Origin of the sequence: Bacillus cereus group sp. MYBK222-1, from assembly GCF_051916425.1 — a bacterium.
GTDB classification, from domain to species: domain Bacteria; phylum Bacillota; class Bacilli; order Bacillales; family Bacillaceae_G; genus Bacillus_A; species Bacillus_A paranthracis.
This window is the reverse complement of sequence record NZ_JBQAGP010000001.1, coordinates 1707025-1724447: the sequence shown is the minus strand read 5'-3', so window position 1 is coordinate 1724447 and position 17423 is coordinate 1707025. Positions and strand designations below refer to the sequence as shown.

Below are 17423 nucleotides of genomic sequence, written 5' to 3'. Positions count from 1 at the left end.
AGCCCCCTTATAAATTTTTGAATGCATCGATTTGTTGCCGCGTGAAAGATTCGATATTTTCACCAGATGCATATTTTTTGTACCAATCAACAGTCCAAGTGATAGCCTTATCTGTTGATAACTTAGGAGTCCAGCCGAGTTTAGTTACTGCTTTTGTACTATCGAGTGTTAAAACAGGCGATTCATAAGGAGTGTTTGTAGAGGGGGAAGTGATTGTTAGTTGTTTATTCCATAATTTTATTACAGATTGAATGACATCATGAACGGTTCTGTTAGGTTCGTTCAACGGGCCGAAATTCCATGCTTCTGCATATGCAGCGTCTGTCCAAAGTTTTTCAGCTAAAAGGATATAGCCGTGTAAAGGATCTAATACGTGTTGCCACGGGCGAATAGCCTTTTTGTTTCTAATCGTTAATGTACCATCTTGTAAATATGCACGAATGACATCTGGGAATAATCGGTCTTCTGCCCAATCCCCACCACCGATGACGTTACCTGCTCTTACTGAGGCGAGTTTCTGAGTATTAGTGTGGAAGAATGATTTTTGATAGGATGTTGCCACTATTTCAGCGCAAGCTTTACTAGCACTATAAGGGTCGATACCTCCTAGCCGGTCAATTTCCACGAATGCCCGGTTACCGCTCCCGTCATTTTCATAACATTTATCACTTGTAACATTAATGATGCCACGTATACTTTCTGTATGTTTTGCAGCTTCCAATACGTGAACAGTGCCTAAAACATTCGTTTTAAATGTTTCGATAGGATCTTTGTATGAAGTGGTGACGATTGGCTGGGCAGCTAAATGAAATAGTATGTCAGGGTTATGATGTTTTAGGGCGTGTAATAAAGAATCGTAATCTGTAATGTCGCCTTTAATTGTTATGCACTCTTTTGCTACGTTACATTGTTCAAAAAGATTAGGAATCGATGGGGGATGAGAAGAAAAGCCAACTACTTCTGCACCTAAAGAAGTTAAGAAAAGGGTGAGCCAAGAGCCTTTAAATCCAGTATGTCCCGTAATAAATACTTTTTTCTTATTCCAAAAAGATGAAGAAGCCATATTACCAAACCTTCCACGGAGCGTTATTACTTTCCCATAGCTCGACTAATTTATTTTTATCGCGCAATGTATCCATCGGATGCCAAAAACCAGTATGTTGATATGCTGATAGTTCGTTTTTGTTTACTAACTGAACTAAAGTGTCTGTTTCAAAAACAGACTTATCTCCACTAATGTAATTGAAAACTTCAGGGTTTAAAACGAAAAATCCACCGTTAACCCATCCGCCATCCCCGAGTGGCTTCTCTTGAAAAGATGTTACAGACTGTTTATTTAATATGAGAGAACCGAATCTACCAGGAGGTTGTACGGCGGTAACAGTTGCCATTTTTCCATGTTTTTTATGAAATGCAATAAGTTCTTTTATATTTACGTTGCTTAATCCATCGCCATAAGTGAGGCAGAAAGGTTCGTCGCCAACAAAATTTTGAATCTTTTTCACTCGTCCTCCCGTTTCGGTATTTACACCAGTATCGATTAGTGTAACTTTCCACGGTTCTACACGTTGAGAATGGCTAGTAATTGTATTATCGCTTAAATGTATCGTGAAATCTGACATGTGTAAGTTGTAATTTAGAAAGAACTCTTTAATTGCATATCCTTTATACCCTAAGCAAATAATAAACTCTGTAATGCCGTAATGGCTATACAAACTCATAATGTGCCATAGAATAGGTTTTGTTCCAATTTCAATCATAGGTTTCGGTTTTAAATGTGTTTCTTCCCCAATCCTTGTCCCGTATCCACCAGCAAGAATAACAGCTTTCATTTTTTCCTCCTAAAATAAAAATTTATAATATATACAGTATTCATATTGTATGCAAATGGTTTTGTTTTTGACTAAGTGCGTAAAAATGTGTGGAAAATGATGGTGTGAGAAATATTAAGGTTTAAATTTAGGGAATAATTGTTGATATTCAGGGTGGTTACGAAGATCTTGGGTTATGCTACTAAGCTCTAAAAATCGAGTTTCGAGTTGATCAGAGGACTGACCATAATGTGTTTGAAGTCCCATTCGAACGCCCTTTTTTGAAAGGGTGGGTGTAATTTGTAATTTTCTTGCCTTTGTATGTTCGTTCCAAGGACTAAAGTAAAATTTAACAATGAATGAAGGGGAGTTATAAACGACATGTTGATGCCGGGTAAAATGTCTACCAGGTAAATATGCGCCATCAAGATGGTTGTGTATAAATCTCCAGGCACAGCCGATTTCTGGGTTATAAGGAAAAAGCCCATGATATCGTTGTTCTACTAAAGGAATGGAATATCTTAGTTTTGAATAATTGTAATCATGCTTATCAATCATGACAATCATTCTAATCGCATACATATTTTGACCTAACGTATGAAGTGATGAGAAAAATTCTTCTACATTGTTACAGCAAAGAAATTCTGTAGTATTTAATACCATCTTCCAACCTGAAACTTCTCTTTCAATTTCCATTACCTCAATATCAGTATTAGTGGGATCGAATTCAAGGAATCTTGAATCTCGTACTTCCCAGTGGGGAGCAAATAATTTACAAATTTCAACGGAACGATCTGTAGAACCTCTATTAATTAATATACCGTGATCAAATATTTTTGTATGATGCATAAGCCACCATGGTAATAAATACTCCTCGTTATAAAAGTGAGAGATAATAGTTTTAGTAATTTCAATCTCCTCCAATAGCATGAATAATAATTTTAATTAAATATTATTATCATATGTTTTGTATTAAAAAAGGTTGAAAGGAATATGCGATTCTATGATGATATTTTCATAGTAATGTAGTATGGGAAAAATAATTCGATTATAAGAATTAAGTAATGTATTGTTAATTTACAAAATGATAAAATGGTAAGTGGAATTGTGTATAAATTATGAATAATAAACCGTCACGTTTGACTGTACAGTTTATGTATTGTATGATGTTAGTAATATAAACAAGGGGGGAAGATCGTTGGGAAGGTGTATCGAATCGGACAGTTGGCTCTCATGGCTCACGTGTCGAAACGAACGATTGATTATTATACGAATCTAGGTATCTTAAAAGCGGAGCGATCTCAATCTAATTATCGCTATTACGACGAAACAGCATTTGAGACATTACAATTTATTGAGAAGTGCAAAGAAATGCATATGCCGCTTTGTGAGATTAAAGAGAAAATCGAGGAGAAGAAGAAGCTGCTCGGTATCAATGAACACGTTTCGAAACAAGTGAATGAAGTGACAGACCATATTCATCGATTAGAAGTAGAGCTAACGGAATTAAAGCCGCTTTTAGATGGATTGACTGATTCACAACGTGAAAAAATATCGAAATCTTTATCTGGTCAAACGACAGCTTTAATACAGACACTTGCTCTATTATTATAGAACAAGTGAAATCCGACCTCTTTAATTTTTGTATCGGGCTATGTTTTCTAAGAAAGAAATAAGAAAACATTATAGTATACAGGAGGTGGACACCTTAGTTTTTTAACTAAGGGGATTCATTGGAAATATTTAATTTAGTCATGGTTGCGATTTTAATCGCATTTACTGGATTTTTCGTAGCAGCTGAGTTTGCGATTGTAAAAGTACGTTCAAGTCGTATTGATCAGCTTGTTGCAGAAGGAAAACGCGGTGCTTTAGCAGCGAAAAAAGTAACAACAAATTTAGATGAATATTTATCTGCTTGTCAATTAGGTATTACAGTTACAGCTATGGGATTAGGTTGGTTAGGTGAACCGACAATTGAAAAGTTATTACACCCGTTATTTGAGAAATGGAACTTAAACCCTTCTATTTCATCAGTATTAACATTTGGTCTTGCTTTTATGATTATGACGTATTTACACGTTGTAGTAGGAGAATTAGCTCCGAAAACGATGGCAATTCAAAAGGCTGAAAAGGTAACGTTATTATTGGCAGGTCCATTAATGATGTTCTATAAAGTAATGTATCCATTTATTTGGGTATTAAACGGTTCAGCTCGTGTTGTAACTGGCTTATTCGGTTTAAAACCAGCTTCAGAACATGAAGTAGCTCATACAGAGGAAGAATTACGCCTTATCCTTTCAGATAGCTATGAAAGTGGCGAAATTAATCAGGCTGAATACAAGTATGTAAATAACATTTTTGAATTTGATAATCGTATTGCAAAAGAGATTATGGTACCGCGAACAGAAATCGTTGGTTTCTACCTGGAAGATTCAGTAGAAGAACACATGAAAGTAATCCAAAATGAGCGATACACACGTTATCCGATTTTTGGAGAAGATAAAGATGATATTATCGGTATGGTCAACGTAAAAGATTTCTTTATTCGATATATGACCGAGGATCAAAAAGATTTATCATCCATTCGCTCGTATATGCGTCCGATTATTGAAGTGATGGAAACGACTCCAATTCACGATTTATTACTTCAAATGCAGAAGAAGCGAATTCCGATGGCTGTTTTATATGATGAGTACGGAGGAACAGCTGGAATTGTAACACTTGAGGACATCTTGGAGGAAATCGTCGGCGAAATTCGTGATGAATATGATGAAGATGAAGCACCACCAATTCAACATGTGAACGAGCAACATATCATTGTTGATGGAAAAGTGCTTATCTCAGAAGTGAAAGATTTATTTGGATTACACATTGAAGAAGATGATGTGGATACAATCGGTGGATGGATTATGATGCAAAATCATGAAATCGAAGAAGGACAACACGTTGAGGCGGAAGGTTATGAATTTAAAGTGTTAGAAAAAGACGCTTACCAAATTAAACGTGTTGAAATTCGTAAGATGGAAGAGGAACAAGAAGAAGAGAAAGCAGCAACTGTGTAAGTTGCTGCTTTTCTTCTAAAGTATAAAAAATGAGAAATTAGGAGCGGATATTTTGATTCAAGTAGCCTTACGTGTATATCGATTACAATTGTATGTGATCTTTAGTGGTTTACTACTTATGTGGACGATTACTCCGTTTGGAAAACAAGTAACAGGGTTTGGGATCGGATTAGCTGTAAGTGCATATTGCCTTTGGTTATTAGCTCGCAGAGTGGAGAAACTTGGGAAAAGTATTGTAATGAAGGAAAAGGCTCCAGGGTTAGGAGTTTTAAACCGATTTGCAGCGGCCATTTTAGGAGCTATTATCATGTATGAAATTGAGCATGAAATGGAAATGTGGGCATTTGGTACAGGCATTTTAGGTGGTCACTTTTTAATGATTGCGAATTTAGCTTATGCAAATATGCAGGTAGTGAAAGAAGAAGAGAAGAAAAGGGAACATGCTTCGAAAAACATAGAGCTATGATGAGAGGGACCTAATGGGGTTCCTTTTTTAGTTTAGCGATATGATACAAGTAATTAAATTAACGACAAATATAATACGCTTCTTTTTTGCGTTTTTCAATAGTATGAAAAATAATAAAAAAAAATTTAAAAACCCATCGATTTCTAAAGGTTATGTATGTTATCATGACAAAAGACTTTTTGAAAGAGGTGGATACCAATGTTACAAGCGCTACTTATTTTTGTGCTTCAAATTATTTACGTTCCCATTTTAACAATCCGTACGATTTTGCTTGTAAAGAATCAAACAAGATCCGCTGCTGCTGTTGGATTGTTAGAAGGAGCTATTTACATTGTCAGTTTAGGTATTGTGTTTCAAGATTTATCAAATTGGATGAACATCGTTGCCTATGTCATTGGCTTTAGTGCGGGACTGTTATTAGGCGGTTATATAGAGAATAAATTAGCAATTGGTTATATTACGTATCAAGTTAGTTTACTAGACCGTTGTAATGAATTAGTAGATGAGTTACGTCACTCTGGATTTGGCGTTACAGTATTTGAAGGTGAAGGTATTAATTCGATACGTTATCGCTTAGATATCGTTGCAAAACGTTCTAGAGAAAAAGAACTATTAGAAATCATTAATGAAATTGCACCGAAAGCGTTTATGTCTTCTTATGAAATTCGTTCATTTAAAGGCGGATATTTAACGAAGGCGATGAAGAAAAGAGCGTTAATGAAGAAGAAAGATCATCATGCGTCGTAAAGAAAAGGGAGTAGTGCCGTTTTAAAAGTTCCCATATGTAAAAGAGAGGAATCTACATTAAAATAGATTCCTCTCTTTTTTATTGTTAATTGAAAAACTAAATCGTATAATTATTTTTTTTACTCATCCTCAAATTAATGATTAGCCATATAACTTGAAAAAATACAGGTATGATAAACGCGATTAATATAACGATAAGTGATATGGATTTAATTTCGGGTGTTTGAATGACACCAGCACCATCAACATCTCGTAGCCAAATAATAGCTGCCCATATTCCAAAAACGATAATCCAAAATAGGTTACCAATCCACCAAGAAATCCATCGTTTTTTCATGTTAGCACCCCTTACATGTATCTACTGTTAAAAGTATATTTTCGTTCATTACATTTATAATGAAACAACTTTAAAATTAGTTTTTAACTGTATATCTAACTTGTTTGAAGGTGACTATTTCTCCATCATCATTATTATCTTTCGTTTGCAAAAGTTGAACTTTTGGTTTGTAGTCTGTCCGATGAGCGTGTTCGATATCTTTAATGTTAAGCTTGTAAGATTCACCATTCTTTAGCTTTTGTTCCAACACTTTTTTATTAGCAACATAAATAAAAGTCACTTTATTTTCATCAATACCTTCAGTCTTAATTTCTAATTCATTATCTTTTGTTGTAATCGTTGGTGTTAATAATTCCATACTGGCGTTTCCGGTTTCTAAAGAATTTTCTGCTATAGTTGAACATCCTGATAGTATGATTCCGGTGAATAGAAGAACAAGTAATTTCCTTTTCATAACATTCCCCCGATTCTATGTGATTTCTGATTTTGGCATTGTTAGATTGCTAGTGTTTTATGTAAATGTTTAGTGAGCATTCTTTTTGATTGTACCATAATATGTAAAATGATGCAGGCTGTATATCCAATTTAAAGGAGATTGAAAGTTTACTTATTGCTGTAAATTAGTATTTTTACAGTAGGCATATATCTTCTTTAGGAAATCCTTTTTCGTATTTAAAATATGTAATGAAATAAAACCAATAAGTCCTATTCCGCCAAAAATAAGCCATGGTGTATACACTCCGCTTAAGTTGGATGTAAAAGATGTACCAGTATAATTACCGATGATAAAACCAAATGCGAGTGATAGTTGATAAAATCCAAAGAAAGTGGCTGTATATAATTCATTACTGTAATTTGCAATAGCGATATCAGCGTTAGGTAATACGAGTGTTTCACCGATTGTAAATAAAATTACACAAATAAAGAGCCAATATGGGTGTTGAAATAAAGGAATGAGTAAAAAGGAAATACTCATTAATAAAACACCGTATTTAATAATCGAAAGTGTGTTGTATTTGTGGAATAATTTTCGGAATAATACCATAAATATGACGCCTGTTATTGCATTTATCGTAATAACGAGTGTAGCAAGTTGATTGCTATTACTAATGTTTTTCATATGAAGTGGAAGTGCGACAGTAAGCTGAGTAAACATAATATAGAAGAAGATCATGATAAAGGAAAACAGAAGAAAAGACTTGTTTTGTAAGATGGCCTGTATTCCTAATGTAATAGACGTGTTTTCAGTAGTGACTTGGAAGTGATTTTTAAGTAAGTAAAAGATTAAAGCAAATATCAGCATAAGAGATCCTGTTAGAGAGAAAGCATAGATTGGATCGAGTAAGAGTAAAAACCCTCCTGCAATTGGTCCGATTATTGCACCGCAATTAAAGCTAAGGTTTAAATATGTAAATAAATTTTTTCTCAAATGAGCTGGCTGTGAGCCAAATATAGCGCGAGCGGCAGGTTCGTAAAATGCAGTTCCGAAGCCAATAAGTGCAGAAGAAATAGAAATTGTATAGAAATCAGAGCATATTCCTAAAGCGATAAATCCGATTCCTCTCAAAAATAATCCGGCTATCATCATAATGATATAGCCTATTTTGTCAGCAATTAATCCTGAGAATAAAGGGATAACTCGTGATGTAATTATTATAACCGTCAACACTGTTCCTACTTGAAAAGCTGAAAAATGGAGAAAGGTTAATAGATAAATAGCTAAAAATGCGTATACTGCAAAATAACCAAAAGACATAAAAAATGAAGAAATAAGCATGAAACGTATCGGTGTTGAGAAACTTTTCATAGAACTCCTCCTAATATTGTAACCAGTAAATTTTTTTAGTGGTTAACTATTTTATATTATAATTATACATAAAGTCAGAAAAAAGTAAATTTTAAGAAGAAGGTGAATAGAGTTGAGTCAAAACGCACCAAACGAATTAGAGTATATTCGAGAATTTTTAAATACATGGAGAATACCAAACGATACGAGAGAGCCAATTGATTTGCTGCAAACAGAAGAGGATATAAAGAAATTTATGAAAGAATCTTTTCATGAAGAGCTTCTATTTCATACGATAGAGGAATTAAAAAGTTTTCGAGAAGATATTCGGGCGGCAATTGAAGGTGAAGGATCATTGCAAAAATGGTTAGAGAAATACCCATTTCATGTACATATAAAGGAAGATATGAAAGGTATTACATATGAACCAGTATACGAAGAGAATGTGTATACAAAAATATTAAGCATTGTGTTTATCTCGATTCAAGAAAATTTGTGGGGAAGGTTAAAAGCATGTCCAGATTGTCGCTGGGTATTTTATGATCATTCGCGAAATGGAAGCAAAAGATGGTGCGGTATGTATGCTGGTGAAGAAGGAGGCAGAGCATGCGGTACAATTGCAAAAGTGAAAAATTACCGAGCAAAGAGAAAAGGAAGAACGGGTTATAATGTGTAATTAATAGTAGGGGAAGAAAATGGATGGGAGAATGTAGCATATGAAAGGTACACAAATGATAGCATTAAATAAAAAGTGTTGGGATACAGTTGCACCTTATTTCTTTCAAGTGGATTGTTTACCGAAATATGGCCCATATACAGCGTCTGAAGATGAAATTCATTTGTTTGATTCAATTAAAGGTAAAAAGGTTCTTGATATTGGATGTGGAAGTGGGCATTCGTTGCAATATATGGCGGAACATGGCGCAGAAGAATTGTGGGGACTTGATCTTTCGAGCACACAAATTGAAACGGCACATAAAACGTTACAGTCGTGGAATCCAAAGTTAATATGTGGAGCAATGGAAGAGGAAAGGGATATTCCGAAAGGGTATTTTGACATAGTATACTCCATTTATGCATTAGGTTGGACTTCAGATTTAAGAAAAACGTTGGAATTGATTTATTCGTATGTAAAGCCAGAAGGAAGCTTTATTTTTAGCTGGGAGCATCCCGTATATTCAAACTTAATGTATGGAACAAAGGAGATTGCTTTCAGCTCGTCTTATCATGAAGAAACTCCTATTACGTTTGAAACATTTAAAGGGGAAGATGTACAAGCGACATTATATAAACGAAAAATGAGTACATACATAAATGAGTTAAATAGAGCAGGATTTACAATTGAGAGAATAGAAGAGCCTGAACCATCGAGCTTGTTTGATGAAGAACTAGCTGAGCCGTCTACGAAATATTATTCTTTATATAAAGCTAGAATGGTGCCGACTACTTTTATTATTAAGGCGAGAAAGTAAAGTGTTTTATAAAAAGAAGCCTATCATTTCAAATAAATGAAATGATAGGCTTCTTTATTTTTAAAAAAATGAGGTCAAAGGTGTACTTTTCTTATAAAAATGCATTTCATATAAAAGGTGTAATTATTTTGGGGAAGGGGGATTGTTGTGCGTCATCATAGAAAGTGCAAAAAATTTGGAGTGGCACTGCCTCTTCCGCTTATAGGAGCAACTGGTCCAACAGGTAATAGTGGTCCAATCGGTCCAACTGGAGGGCATGAAGGTCCTGTTGGTCCTACAGGGGTGACTGGACCGACGGGAGCAACTGGACCTCAAGGTCCTCAAGGTATCAGGGGAATACAAGGTCCCCGAGGGACAACAGGAGCACAAGGAATACAAGGAGCTATTGGTGATACAGGAGAGCAAGGTATAACTGGCCCAACTGGTCTCCAAGGTGCTCAAGGATTAATCGGAAACCAAGGTCTAATTGGTGATATTGGAGTACAAGGCCCAGAAGGAATACAAGGAATTACAGGCCCTACTGGTAGTCAAGGTATACAAGGTCCACAAGGAATACAAGGAGAGATAGGTGAGCGAGGACAAACAGGAGCACAAGGAATGCAAGGTGTGATAGGTGAAGCTGGTATTACAGGTGTAACAGGTCCCCAAGGTTCTCAAGGAGCACAAGGAATACAAGGGGAGGATGGAACTACAGGTATACAAGGAGAAGAAGGTCCACAAGGAATACAAGGAATTACTGGAGAGCAAGGACACCAAGGTGATCAAGGTATACAAGGTGTAGTAGGCCCAACTGGTTCTACTGGTCCACAAGGGCCTCAAGGTATAAGCGGAATAAAGGGGATAACCGGTGTAACAGGCTCTCAAGGTCCACAAGGTGTTCAGGGAATACAAGGAGTAAGTGGATCTACAGGTTTTCAAGGAGCAAAAGGAGTACGAGGGATAACTGGAGCAACCGGTTCAACTGGTACACAAGGTGTAGAAGGTCCTCCTGGGGGACCGACAGGAGCAACAGGTCCCATTGGTCCATCTAGTGGAGTGACTGGTCCAGCTGGTCCACCCGGTCCACCTGGGGGGCCAACAGGTCCAACGGGAGCAACTGGTGCGCGGGGTGTAACAGGGGGAACTGGTGCGATAGGAGCACAAGGGTTACAAGGAATAACTGGTCCAACTGGTCCTCAAGGTGTAAGAGGCACGCAAGGAGCTCAAGGTGTAGTTGGAGCAGTTGGATTTCAAGGAGCGCAGGGACCCCAAGGCTTTCAAGGGATAACAGGAGCAACCGGTGTAGAAGGTCCACAAGGAATACAAGGTCCGCAGGGAGAAATCGGTCCAACGGGTGCGGAAGGTCCTAAAGGAGTGCGAGGTATACAAGGAGTAACAGGTCCAACAGGAGCACAAGGAATGCAAGGGTTACAAGGTATACAAGGTCCAACAGGAGTGGCAGGAGCTGCAGGAGCTCAAGGTGCACAAGGAATACAAGGTGCAACCGGGCCAGCTGGAGCACAAGGAATACAAGGTGCACAAGGGATCCGAGGAGAAACAGGGGCAGCTGGAGTACAAGGAATCCAAGGAGTTCAAGGGTTACAAGGAATAACGGGATTGACAGGTCCTCAAGGTGCACAAGGTCCTCAAGGAGTGCAAGGAATAATAGGACCGACTGGAGCTATTGGTTTGCAAGGACCTCAAGGAATACAAGGTATAGTAGGCCCAACAGGAGCGCAAGGCTCTCAAGGAATGCAAGGCATACAAGGAATAACAGGTCCGACAGGTGCGCAAGGAATTAGAGGTCCCCAAGGGAATCTAGGAGAAAACGGGATAACAGGTCCTCAAGGGGTGCAAGGTGCACAAGGTATTGAGGGACCCGAGGGACCACAAGGAAATATTGGGGCTACGGGTGTAACTGGAGAAACAGGAGTGACAGGAGAAGCAGGGGCGACAGGAGCACAAGGAATACAAGGCGTTCAAGGGATTATGGGGATACAAGGAAGTACAGGAATGACCGGACCAACTGGAGCAACGGGAGTAACCGGGATACAAGGTTCTCAAGGTATACAAGGCCCACAAGGACCAACTGGAGCAAGGGGAGCGACAGGGGTTAGCGGTAGTGTAGGACCGGCCGGAGCGCAAGGTAGTCAAGGACCTATTGGAGCTGTGGGACCTACCGGAGCCACTGGTAGTGCAGGTTCAATAGGTTTCTTGGGAATAGCGGGAGCGACTGGAGCGACTGGTTTACCAAGCGGGGGTGGTTATTTCTTTTCTACTTCAACGAGTGCAATTGCAGCGAATGCGTTAATACCAATTAATTCCGGATCTACAGTTTTTGGTTCTGGTGTCAGTTTAACAAATGCAACAACTGTAACGTTAAGTACGCCGGGAATCTATTTAGTAAGCTATTATTTTCAAGGCGATCCAACTGCTGGAAATGAAACGATTTCAGTGAGGCTTACTTTAAATGGAACACAAGTCGCAGGGAGTTTTATTTTTTATGTTACAGGAGGTACTTTTATATTAGAACCAGCAGTTTCGAATACGATGGTTATTGAAGTTACTGCTTCAAATGCAACTTTGTCTTTACAAAATGGTCCATTAGCTATCGGCCATGTAACGACATTATCTGGTGTGATAACAGCTAGTTTAAATGTATTAAAAATAGTTTGATACGTTAGTTATAACGGGGGAGATGCTTGTGAAGGATCAAGATAAGTGTAGTAAGTTTCAAGCACCTATTCCTTTTCCGGCGTCAGGTATTACGGGACCAACAGGTCCAACGGGTCCGACAGGTTCTTTAGGTGGACCAACAGGACCACAAGGAATACAAGGCGTACAAGGGCCAATTGGTCCAACGGGTCCGACAGGAATACAAGGAGTGCAAGGGGTGCAGGGAGAAAATGGTCCAACTGGCCCAACTGGTTTAACTGGACCACAAGGTTCTCAAGGTAATCAAGGACCTATGGGAGAACGAGGCCCACAGGGAATACAAGGTGTTCAAGGAATACAAGGAGAAAGAGGTCCAACGGGTCCAACAGGTATTCAAGGAATACAAGGAATTCCTGGCCCAATCGGTCCAACCGGTCCAACAGGAATACAGGGCGTACAAGGAGTGCAAGGAGAAATCGGTCCAACAGGCCCAACAGGAATACAAGGTATACAAGGAGTGCAGGGAGAAATCGGTCCAACGGGTCCAACAGGAAATACGGGTATACAAGGTGTTCAAGGGGATTTAGGGAATAGTGGTTTACAAGGTGTAACAGGTATACAAGGTATTCAGGGACCAATTGGCCCGACTGGTCCAACAGGATCTCAAGGAATTCAAGGAGAACAAGGGCCAATGGGACCAACAGGGGCAACTGGCGTTCAAGGTTTACAAGGTCCACAAGGTGAGATGGGGCTAACCGGTCCAACAGGATCTCAAGGAATTCAAGGAGTGCAAGGTGTAATAGGACCAACTGGCCTAACAGGCTTGCAAGGGGATCCAGGTCCAACAGGCCCGACTGGTCCAACAGGAGTAACTGGTCCAACAGGATCTGCAACAGGTCCAACGGGAGCAACCGGCCCAACCGGACCGCCAGGAGGTCCGACCGGTCCAACAGGTCCAGCAGGATCACCAGGAGGTCCAACAGGCCCGACGGGAGCAACTGGTGCAACCGGGGCGACCGGAGCAACGGGAGCGACTGGAATTCAAGGAGTGCAAGGAGTACAGGGACCAACTGGAGCAACAGGTTTAACAGGTTTGCAAGGAGTGCCGGGACCAATGGGGGCAACGGGTCCAACGGGTGATCAAGGTATTCAAGGACCTCAAGGTGTAATGGGAGTAACAGGTCCAACCGGTCTACAAGGTTTACAAGGGATACAGGGACCGGTAGGAGCAACCGGCCCAACCGGCCCGCAAGGTGTGCAAGGGGCACAGGGGCCAATCGGGCAGGCAGGACCACAAGGAATTCAAGGCATACAAGGGGAGCAAGGCGTAAGGGGAGCAACGGGTCCAACTGGTTTACAGGGGTTACAAGGGATTCAAGGCATACAGGGACCAACTGGACCCCAAGGAATCCAAGGAGTACAAGGGCTGAGCGGCATAACAGGCCCAACCGGTCCACAAGGAATTCAAGGTATACAGGGACCTCAAGGAAATATAGGTCCAACCGGTTCGACTGGAATCCAAGGAGTGCAAGGTCCAGAGGGTCCAACTGGTCCAACAGGGGCAACAGGGCCACAAGGAATTCAAGGTATACAAGGTATACAAGGCCCAACCGGTCCACAGGGCATTCAAGGAATCCAAGGAATCCAAGGGCCTATTGGTCCAACCGGCCCAACTGGACCGCAAGGAATTCAAGGGATAACCGGTTCGACGGGACCAACCGGAGCAACTGGAGCAACAGGGCAGGCGGGAGTAACGGGTCCACAAGGTCCACAAGGAATTCAAGGACCACAAGGAGTAACAGGGCAGACGGGAGCAACTGGAGAGACAGGAGCAACGGGCTCACAAGGTCCACAAGGAATCCAAGGACCACAAGGGATAACAGGTTCAACTGGTGCAACCGGCCCGACGGGAGCGACGGGTCCAACCGGTCCACAAGGAATCCAAGGTCCACAGGGTGTGACCGGAGCAACCGGAGCAACCGGAGCGACTGGAGTGATAGGAGCAACAGGACCGACAGGAATCCAAGGGATACAAGGAATCACCGGAGCAACAGGGAGAACGGGAGTAACAGGCCCAACCGGAGCAACGGGTCCAACCGGCTTAACTGGAGCAACAGGATCTTCTGCTATATCAACAGGTGGTGGCTATTTCTTTTCGACCTCAACAAGTACAATTGCAGCAAATGCCAACATTCCAATTAATTCAGGATCCACTGTATATGGAACTGGTGTATCTTTAACTAGTGCTACGACAGTCACAGTAGCGACGCCAGGAATATATTTAGTAAGTTATTATTTTCAAGGGGATGCAACTGGTGGGAATGAAACGGTGTCTGTGAGATTACTATTAAACGGAACACAAGTAGCAGGGAGTTTTATACAAAATGTAACGATATCAACTGTAGTAATTGAACCAGCCATTTCAAATACGCTTCTTGTGAATGTAACGAGTGCCAATTCAACATTAATATTACAAAATGGTCCGTTAGGGGTAGGGCATGTAACGACCATAGCAGGTGCAATTACAGCAAGTTTAAATGTAGTGAGAATTTTATAAGAAAAATAAAAAACACAAGGGATGTCTTTTTAGACACACCTTGTGTTTTTGATGTTAAATGAACTATTTCCTTATCTTTTCGGCTGAAAAATATGTTGAAAGAAGTATTTGTGATGTAAGTTATCTACAATTTTATTTGCTTGGTATGTGCGATGTTGTTCGAGTCGAAGTCTTTGCTCCATCATTTTGATTGCGTGATCAGATAAACGTAACATAGCGCATGTCTCCTTTTCTATAAATATAGGTGTCTATTTGGTATCGATCCCATATTTATAATTAAGGAGGCAAAATGTGTAACATAGGCAAAAAGCACCTTCCTCTCCCATTACGCTTACGAGGTTAGCTGTCGGACTCGGGAAGTGAGAGTTTCCCTACTTAAATAAGATTCGCCCCAAGTAGCATAGCTACAAAAATGGTTCCCCCGCTCCAAATTTTGGACTCAGCAAAAGGTTTTATAAAGTAAAAGATAACACAAATAATCAGGTTAGTCAAACTATTTATTGTTTTCTGTCTTTTTTAACGAGGTTAAAATCACACCATCAGGCAATACGATATTTTGTACTTCGATAAAGCCATGTTTTTTATATAAAGACAAAGCAGGTGTATTTTCTTTCCCTGTTTGTACAATATATGTTTTGGAAGGGGAGAACATGTCAAATACATAAAGTAGTAGTTTTGTTGCAATCCCTTTATGAAAATGATCAGGGGATACTACTAAACGATGAATATCCACTTCTTCTTCATCTATTTTAAAAGAAATAAAACCAGCAAGTGTATCTTCAAAAAAATAGCCGTAAAAAATTTCATCACAAGATTGAATATCGGCTACAGTATCATAAAGTCGAGGGATAGCTGTACTATTTATATATTTCGCCTCAATTTCATAAGCGGGTATTTGAATGCTTAAAATAGAAGTTGCAGTTTTGTGAGAAGTTGTTATTAATTTTTGAATCATAGAATAGAAACCTCCTTGTTGGCTGTATTTTCATAGATTTGACAAGATTTTTCTTTTTTGGATATAATAATTACATAGTTACACAATAAGTTAGTAGCTAAATTGAATTACACTATAATAGAAATGGAGGACTAAAGATGGGGTGGATTATCACATTAATAGTTGGTGCTATTATAGGTGCAATTGCAGGTTCTATTACAGGTAAAGACTTTCCTGCTGGCATGTTTGGAAATATAATTGCTGGTTTATTAGGAGCTTGGTTAGGCGGTAAATTATTTGGAGATTGGGGTCCATCACTAGGTGGTATTCATATTGTACCAGCTTTATTAGGATCAATTGTTCTCGTTCTTATTGTATCATTTGTAGTGAAATCTGCAAGGAAATAAAGAGTTATATTATGATAAAAAGCCCTATATAAGGGCTTTTCATCATTCGAAGAGGTGGTTTTATTGGAGAAAGTAAGTTTAAGAAAACGAGATAAGTTGAAAAAATTTTTTAGAGAACACAATTATTTAGCAGTGTTACTTGGGTTTGCACTATTGTTCATTAATATTTTATTACTAACAAAAATATCATTTGTTTTTACGCCGTTTATCGTCTTTTTAAAAACAATTTTCTTCCCAGTATTATTAGCGGGCGTACTATTTTACATTTTGCATCCATTCGTTTCGCTTTTAGAAAAGAAAGGTGTTTCAAGAATCGTATCAATAGCCTCGATATACTTAATCGTAATTGGATTATTTGTGTTTTTAGTTTTAACGGTTATTCCAATTATTAAAGATCAAATTGATGCATTAATAGATAACTTACCGTATTTCGGTCATGAAATTGAACGAGCAGCACGTAGATTTGGGGAAAGTAATTTACTAGGAAAAATTCAGGAGAATTTAAATATTGATGTAGCGAGTATGGTAAAGGACTATACAGTTGATTTTACGAAATCTTTATCATCAGTAACAGGAAATGTAACTGGATTTTTAAGTACTATTACAGAGGTCGTTTTAACGTTTGTAATGGTTCCGTTTATATTGTTCTATCTTTTAAAAGATGGTGAGCAATTACCAAATCACTTTTTAAAGTTTATTTCAGAACAAAGACGACCAGCAGCGATGAGAATACTAGACGATATGCATTATGCGATTAGCTCGTATATTAGAGGACAAATTATCGTTAGCTTATTTATCGGTATTATGCTATTAATTGGTTACCTTATTATCGGTATTAAATATGCAGTACTACTCGCTATTTTAGCGATGATTGTAAATATCGTTCCGTACGTAGGACCAATTATCGCAATTACACCAGCGTTAATTATTGCGTTTATTGATTCGCCGGGGATGGTTTTAAAGGTAATTATTGTAATGATGGTTGTACAATTAGCAGAAGGTAAATTTATTTCTCCGCAAGTCATGGGGAAAAAGCTAGATATTCACCCGATTACTATCATTTTTATTATTTTAACTGCCGGAAATTTATTTGGAATTATGGGGATTATTTTAGCAATTCCAGGGTATGCGATATTAAAGGTGTTAGTAACGCATGGTTATCGATTTGTTAAGTTGAATACGTGAAAAAAGCTAGAACAGATATTACTGT

At 38.9% G+C, this 17423-nt stretch carries 18 protein-coding genes and 1 riboswitch; of the genes, 10 read left to right on the top strand and 8 right to left on the bottom strand.

The annotated features are described in order from the left end of the window. Positions 1-7 precede the first annotated feature (7 nt). The 3 genes from rfbG to ACTFR9_RS08885 all read right to left on the bottom strand — a co-directional run bounded on the left by rfbG (position 8) and on the right by ACTFR9_RS08885 (position 2741). Complete coding sequence (gene rfbG / locus ACTFR9_RS08895) at positions 8-1063, bottom strand: CDP-glucose 4,6-dehydratase (protein ID WP_048557676.1); 1056 nt, start codon at positions 1061-1063, stop codon at positions 8-10. A 1-nt stretch (position 1064) separates the two neighbouring features. Then, positions 1065-1832 (bottom strand): glucose-1-phosphate cytidylyltransferase, encoded by a 768-nt coding sequence (gene rfbF / locus ACTFR9_RS08890; RefSeq protein ID WP_000648797.1) that lies wholly within the window; start codon positions 1830-1832, stop codon positions 1065-1067. A gap of 114 nt (positions 1833-1946) precedes the next feature. Beyond that, entirely contained in the window at positions 1947-2741 is a 795-nt protein-coding gene (locus ACTFR9_RS08885) for a glycosyltransferase family 2 protein (protein WP_048557677.1), read from the bottom strand. 276 nt (positions 2742-3017) lie between these two features. On the opposite strand from ACTFR9_RS08885, the gene ACTFR9_RS08880 reads away from it, so the two are divergent. The 4 genes from ACTFR9_RS08880 to ACTFR9_RS08865 all read left to right on the top strand — a co-directional run bounded on the left by ACTFR9_RS08880 (position 3018) and on the right by ACTFR9_RS08865 (position 6086). Further along, the gene (locus tag ACTFR9_RS08880; RefSeq protein WP_000285640.1) at positions 3018-3425 is read left to right on the top strand and encodes a MerR family transcriptional regulator; all 408 of its coding nucleotides are present in this window, start codon (positions 3018-3020) and stop codon (positions 3423-3425) included. Positions 3426-3544: 119 nt separating this feature from the next. Then, positions 3545-4873, top strand: coding sequence for a hemolysin family protein (locus ACTFR9_RS08875; protein ID WP_000402267.1), 1329 nt, complete (start codon positions 3545-3547; stop codon positions 4871-4873). A gap of 52 nt (positions 4874-4925) precedes the next feature. Beyond that, positions 4926-5339: an ATP synthase subunit I gene (locus ACTFR9_RS08870; RefSeq protein ID WP_000616837.1), complete on the top strand. Its 414-nt coding sequence runs from the start codon at positions 4926-4928 to the stop codon at positions 5337-5339. 198 nt (positions 5340-5537) lie between these two features. Continuing rightward, entirely contained in the window at positions 5538-6086 is a 549-nt protein-coding gene (locus ACTFR9_RS08865; RefSeq protein ID WP_000938434.1) for a DUF2179 domain-containing protein, read from the top strand. A gap of 97 nt (positions 6087-6183) precedes the next feature. Here the strand turns inward: ACTFR9_RS08865 and ACTFR9_RS08860 are convergent, their stop codons facing one another. The 3 genes from ACTFR9_RS08860 to ACTFR9_RS08850 all read right to left on the bottom strand — a co-directional run bounded on the left by ACTFR9_RS08860 (position 6184) and on the right by ACTFR9_RS08850 (position 8230). Continuing rightward, positions 6184-6423: a DUF3923 family protein gene (locus ACTFR9_RS08860; RefSeq protein ID WP_000747691.1), complete on the bottom strand. Its 240-nt coding sequence runs from the start codon at positions 6421-6423 to the stop codon at positions 6184-6186. A 76-nt stretch (positions 6424-6499) separates the two neighbouring features. Then, a complete protein-coding gene (locus tag ACTFR9_RS08855) occupies positions 6500-6877 on the bottom strand; it encodes a hypothetical protein (protein ID WP_000823782.1) in 378 nt (125 codons plus the stop codon). A 153-nt stretch (positions 6878-7030) separates the two neighbouring features. Further along, entirely contained in the window at positions 7031-8230 is a 1200-nt protein-coding gene (locus ACTFR9_RS08850) for an MDR family MFS transporter (RefSeq protein ID WP_000834845.1), read from the bottom strand. 112 nt (positions 8231-8342) lie between these two features. On the opposite strand from ACTFR9_RS08850, the gene ACTFR9_RS08845 reads away from it, so the two are divergent. The 4 genes from ACTFR9_RS08845 (at position 8343) to ACTFR9_RS08830 (ending at position 14872) form a co-directional block, all read left to right on the top strand. Next, on the top strand, positions 8343-8885 hold the full coding sequence (locus ACTFR9_RS08845; protein WP_000081062.1) for a CGNR zinc finger domain-containing protein: 543 nt from the start codon (positions 8343-8345) through the stop codon (positions 8883-8885). A 40-nt stretch (positions 8886-8925) separates the two neighbouring features. Continuing rightward, positions 8926-9681 carry a class I SAM-dependent methyltransferase gene (locus tag ACTFR9_RS08840; RefSeq protein WP_193635818.1) on the top strand — a complete coding sequence of 252 codons (756 nt, stop codon included), beginning with the start codon at positions 8926-8928 and terminating at the stop codon, positions 9679-9681. Positions 9682-9828: 147 nt separating this feature from the next. Then, positions 9829-12336: a collagen-like protein gene (locus ACTFR9_RS08835; RefSeq protein ID WP_193635817.1), complete on the top strand. Its 2508-nt coding sequence runs from the start codon at positions 9829-9831 to the stop codon at positions 12334-12336. Positions 12337-12358: 22 nt separating this feature from the next. Further along, positions 12359-14872, top strand: a complete 2514-nt coding sequence (locus tag ACTFR9_RS08830; protein ID WP_033689985.1) for a BC_3345 family exosporium-associated protein — start codon at positions 12359-12361, stop codon at positions 14870-14872. A gap of 71 nt (positions 14873-14943) precedes the next feature. Here ACTFR9_RS08830 and ACTFR9_RS08825 read toward each other — a convergent pair whose 3' ends face one another. Together ACTFR9_RS08825 and ACTFR9_RS08820 are read right to left on the bottom strand one after the other, a co-directional pair. Continuing rightward, entirely contained in the window at positions 14944-15087 is a 144-nt protein-coding gene (locus ACTFR9_RS08825; protein WP_000945244.1) for a hypothetical protein, read from the bottom strand. Between the two features lie 97 nt (positions 15088-15184). Further along, a riboswitch (cyclic di-AMP (ydaO/yuaA leader) is annotated at positions 15185-15327 on the bottom strand. Between the two features lie 38 nt (positions 15328-15365). Next, on the bottom strand, positions 15366-15827 hold the full coding sequence (locus tag ACTFR9_RS08820; RefSeq protein WP_061131012.1) for a GNAT family N-acetyltransferase: 462 nt from the start codon (positions 15825-15827) through the stop codon (positions 15366-15368). Between the two features lie 137 nt (positions 15828-15964). On the opposite strand from ACTFR9_RS08820, the gene ACTFR9_RS08815 reads away from it, so the two are divergent. Together ACTFR9_RS08815 and ACTFR9_RS08810 are read left to right on the top strand one after the other, a co-directional pair. After that, entirely contained in the window at positions 15965-16213 is a 249-nt protein-coding gene (locus ACTFR9_RS08815; RefSeq protein WP_000539718.1) for a GlsB/YeaQ/YmgE family stress response membrane protein, read from the top strand. Positions 16214-16276: 63 nt separating this feature from the next. Continuing rightward, positions 16277-17398 carry an AI-2E family transporter gene (locus ACTFR9_RS08810; RefSeq protein WP_000416969.1) on the top strand — a complete coding sequence of 374 codons (1122 nt, stop codon included), beginning with the start codon at positions 16277-16279 and terminating at the stop codon, positions 17396-17398. Positions 17399-17423 lie beyond the last annotated feature (25 nt).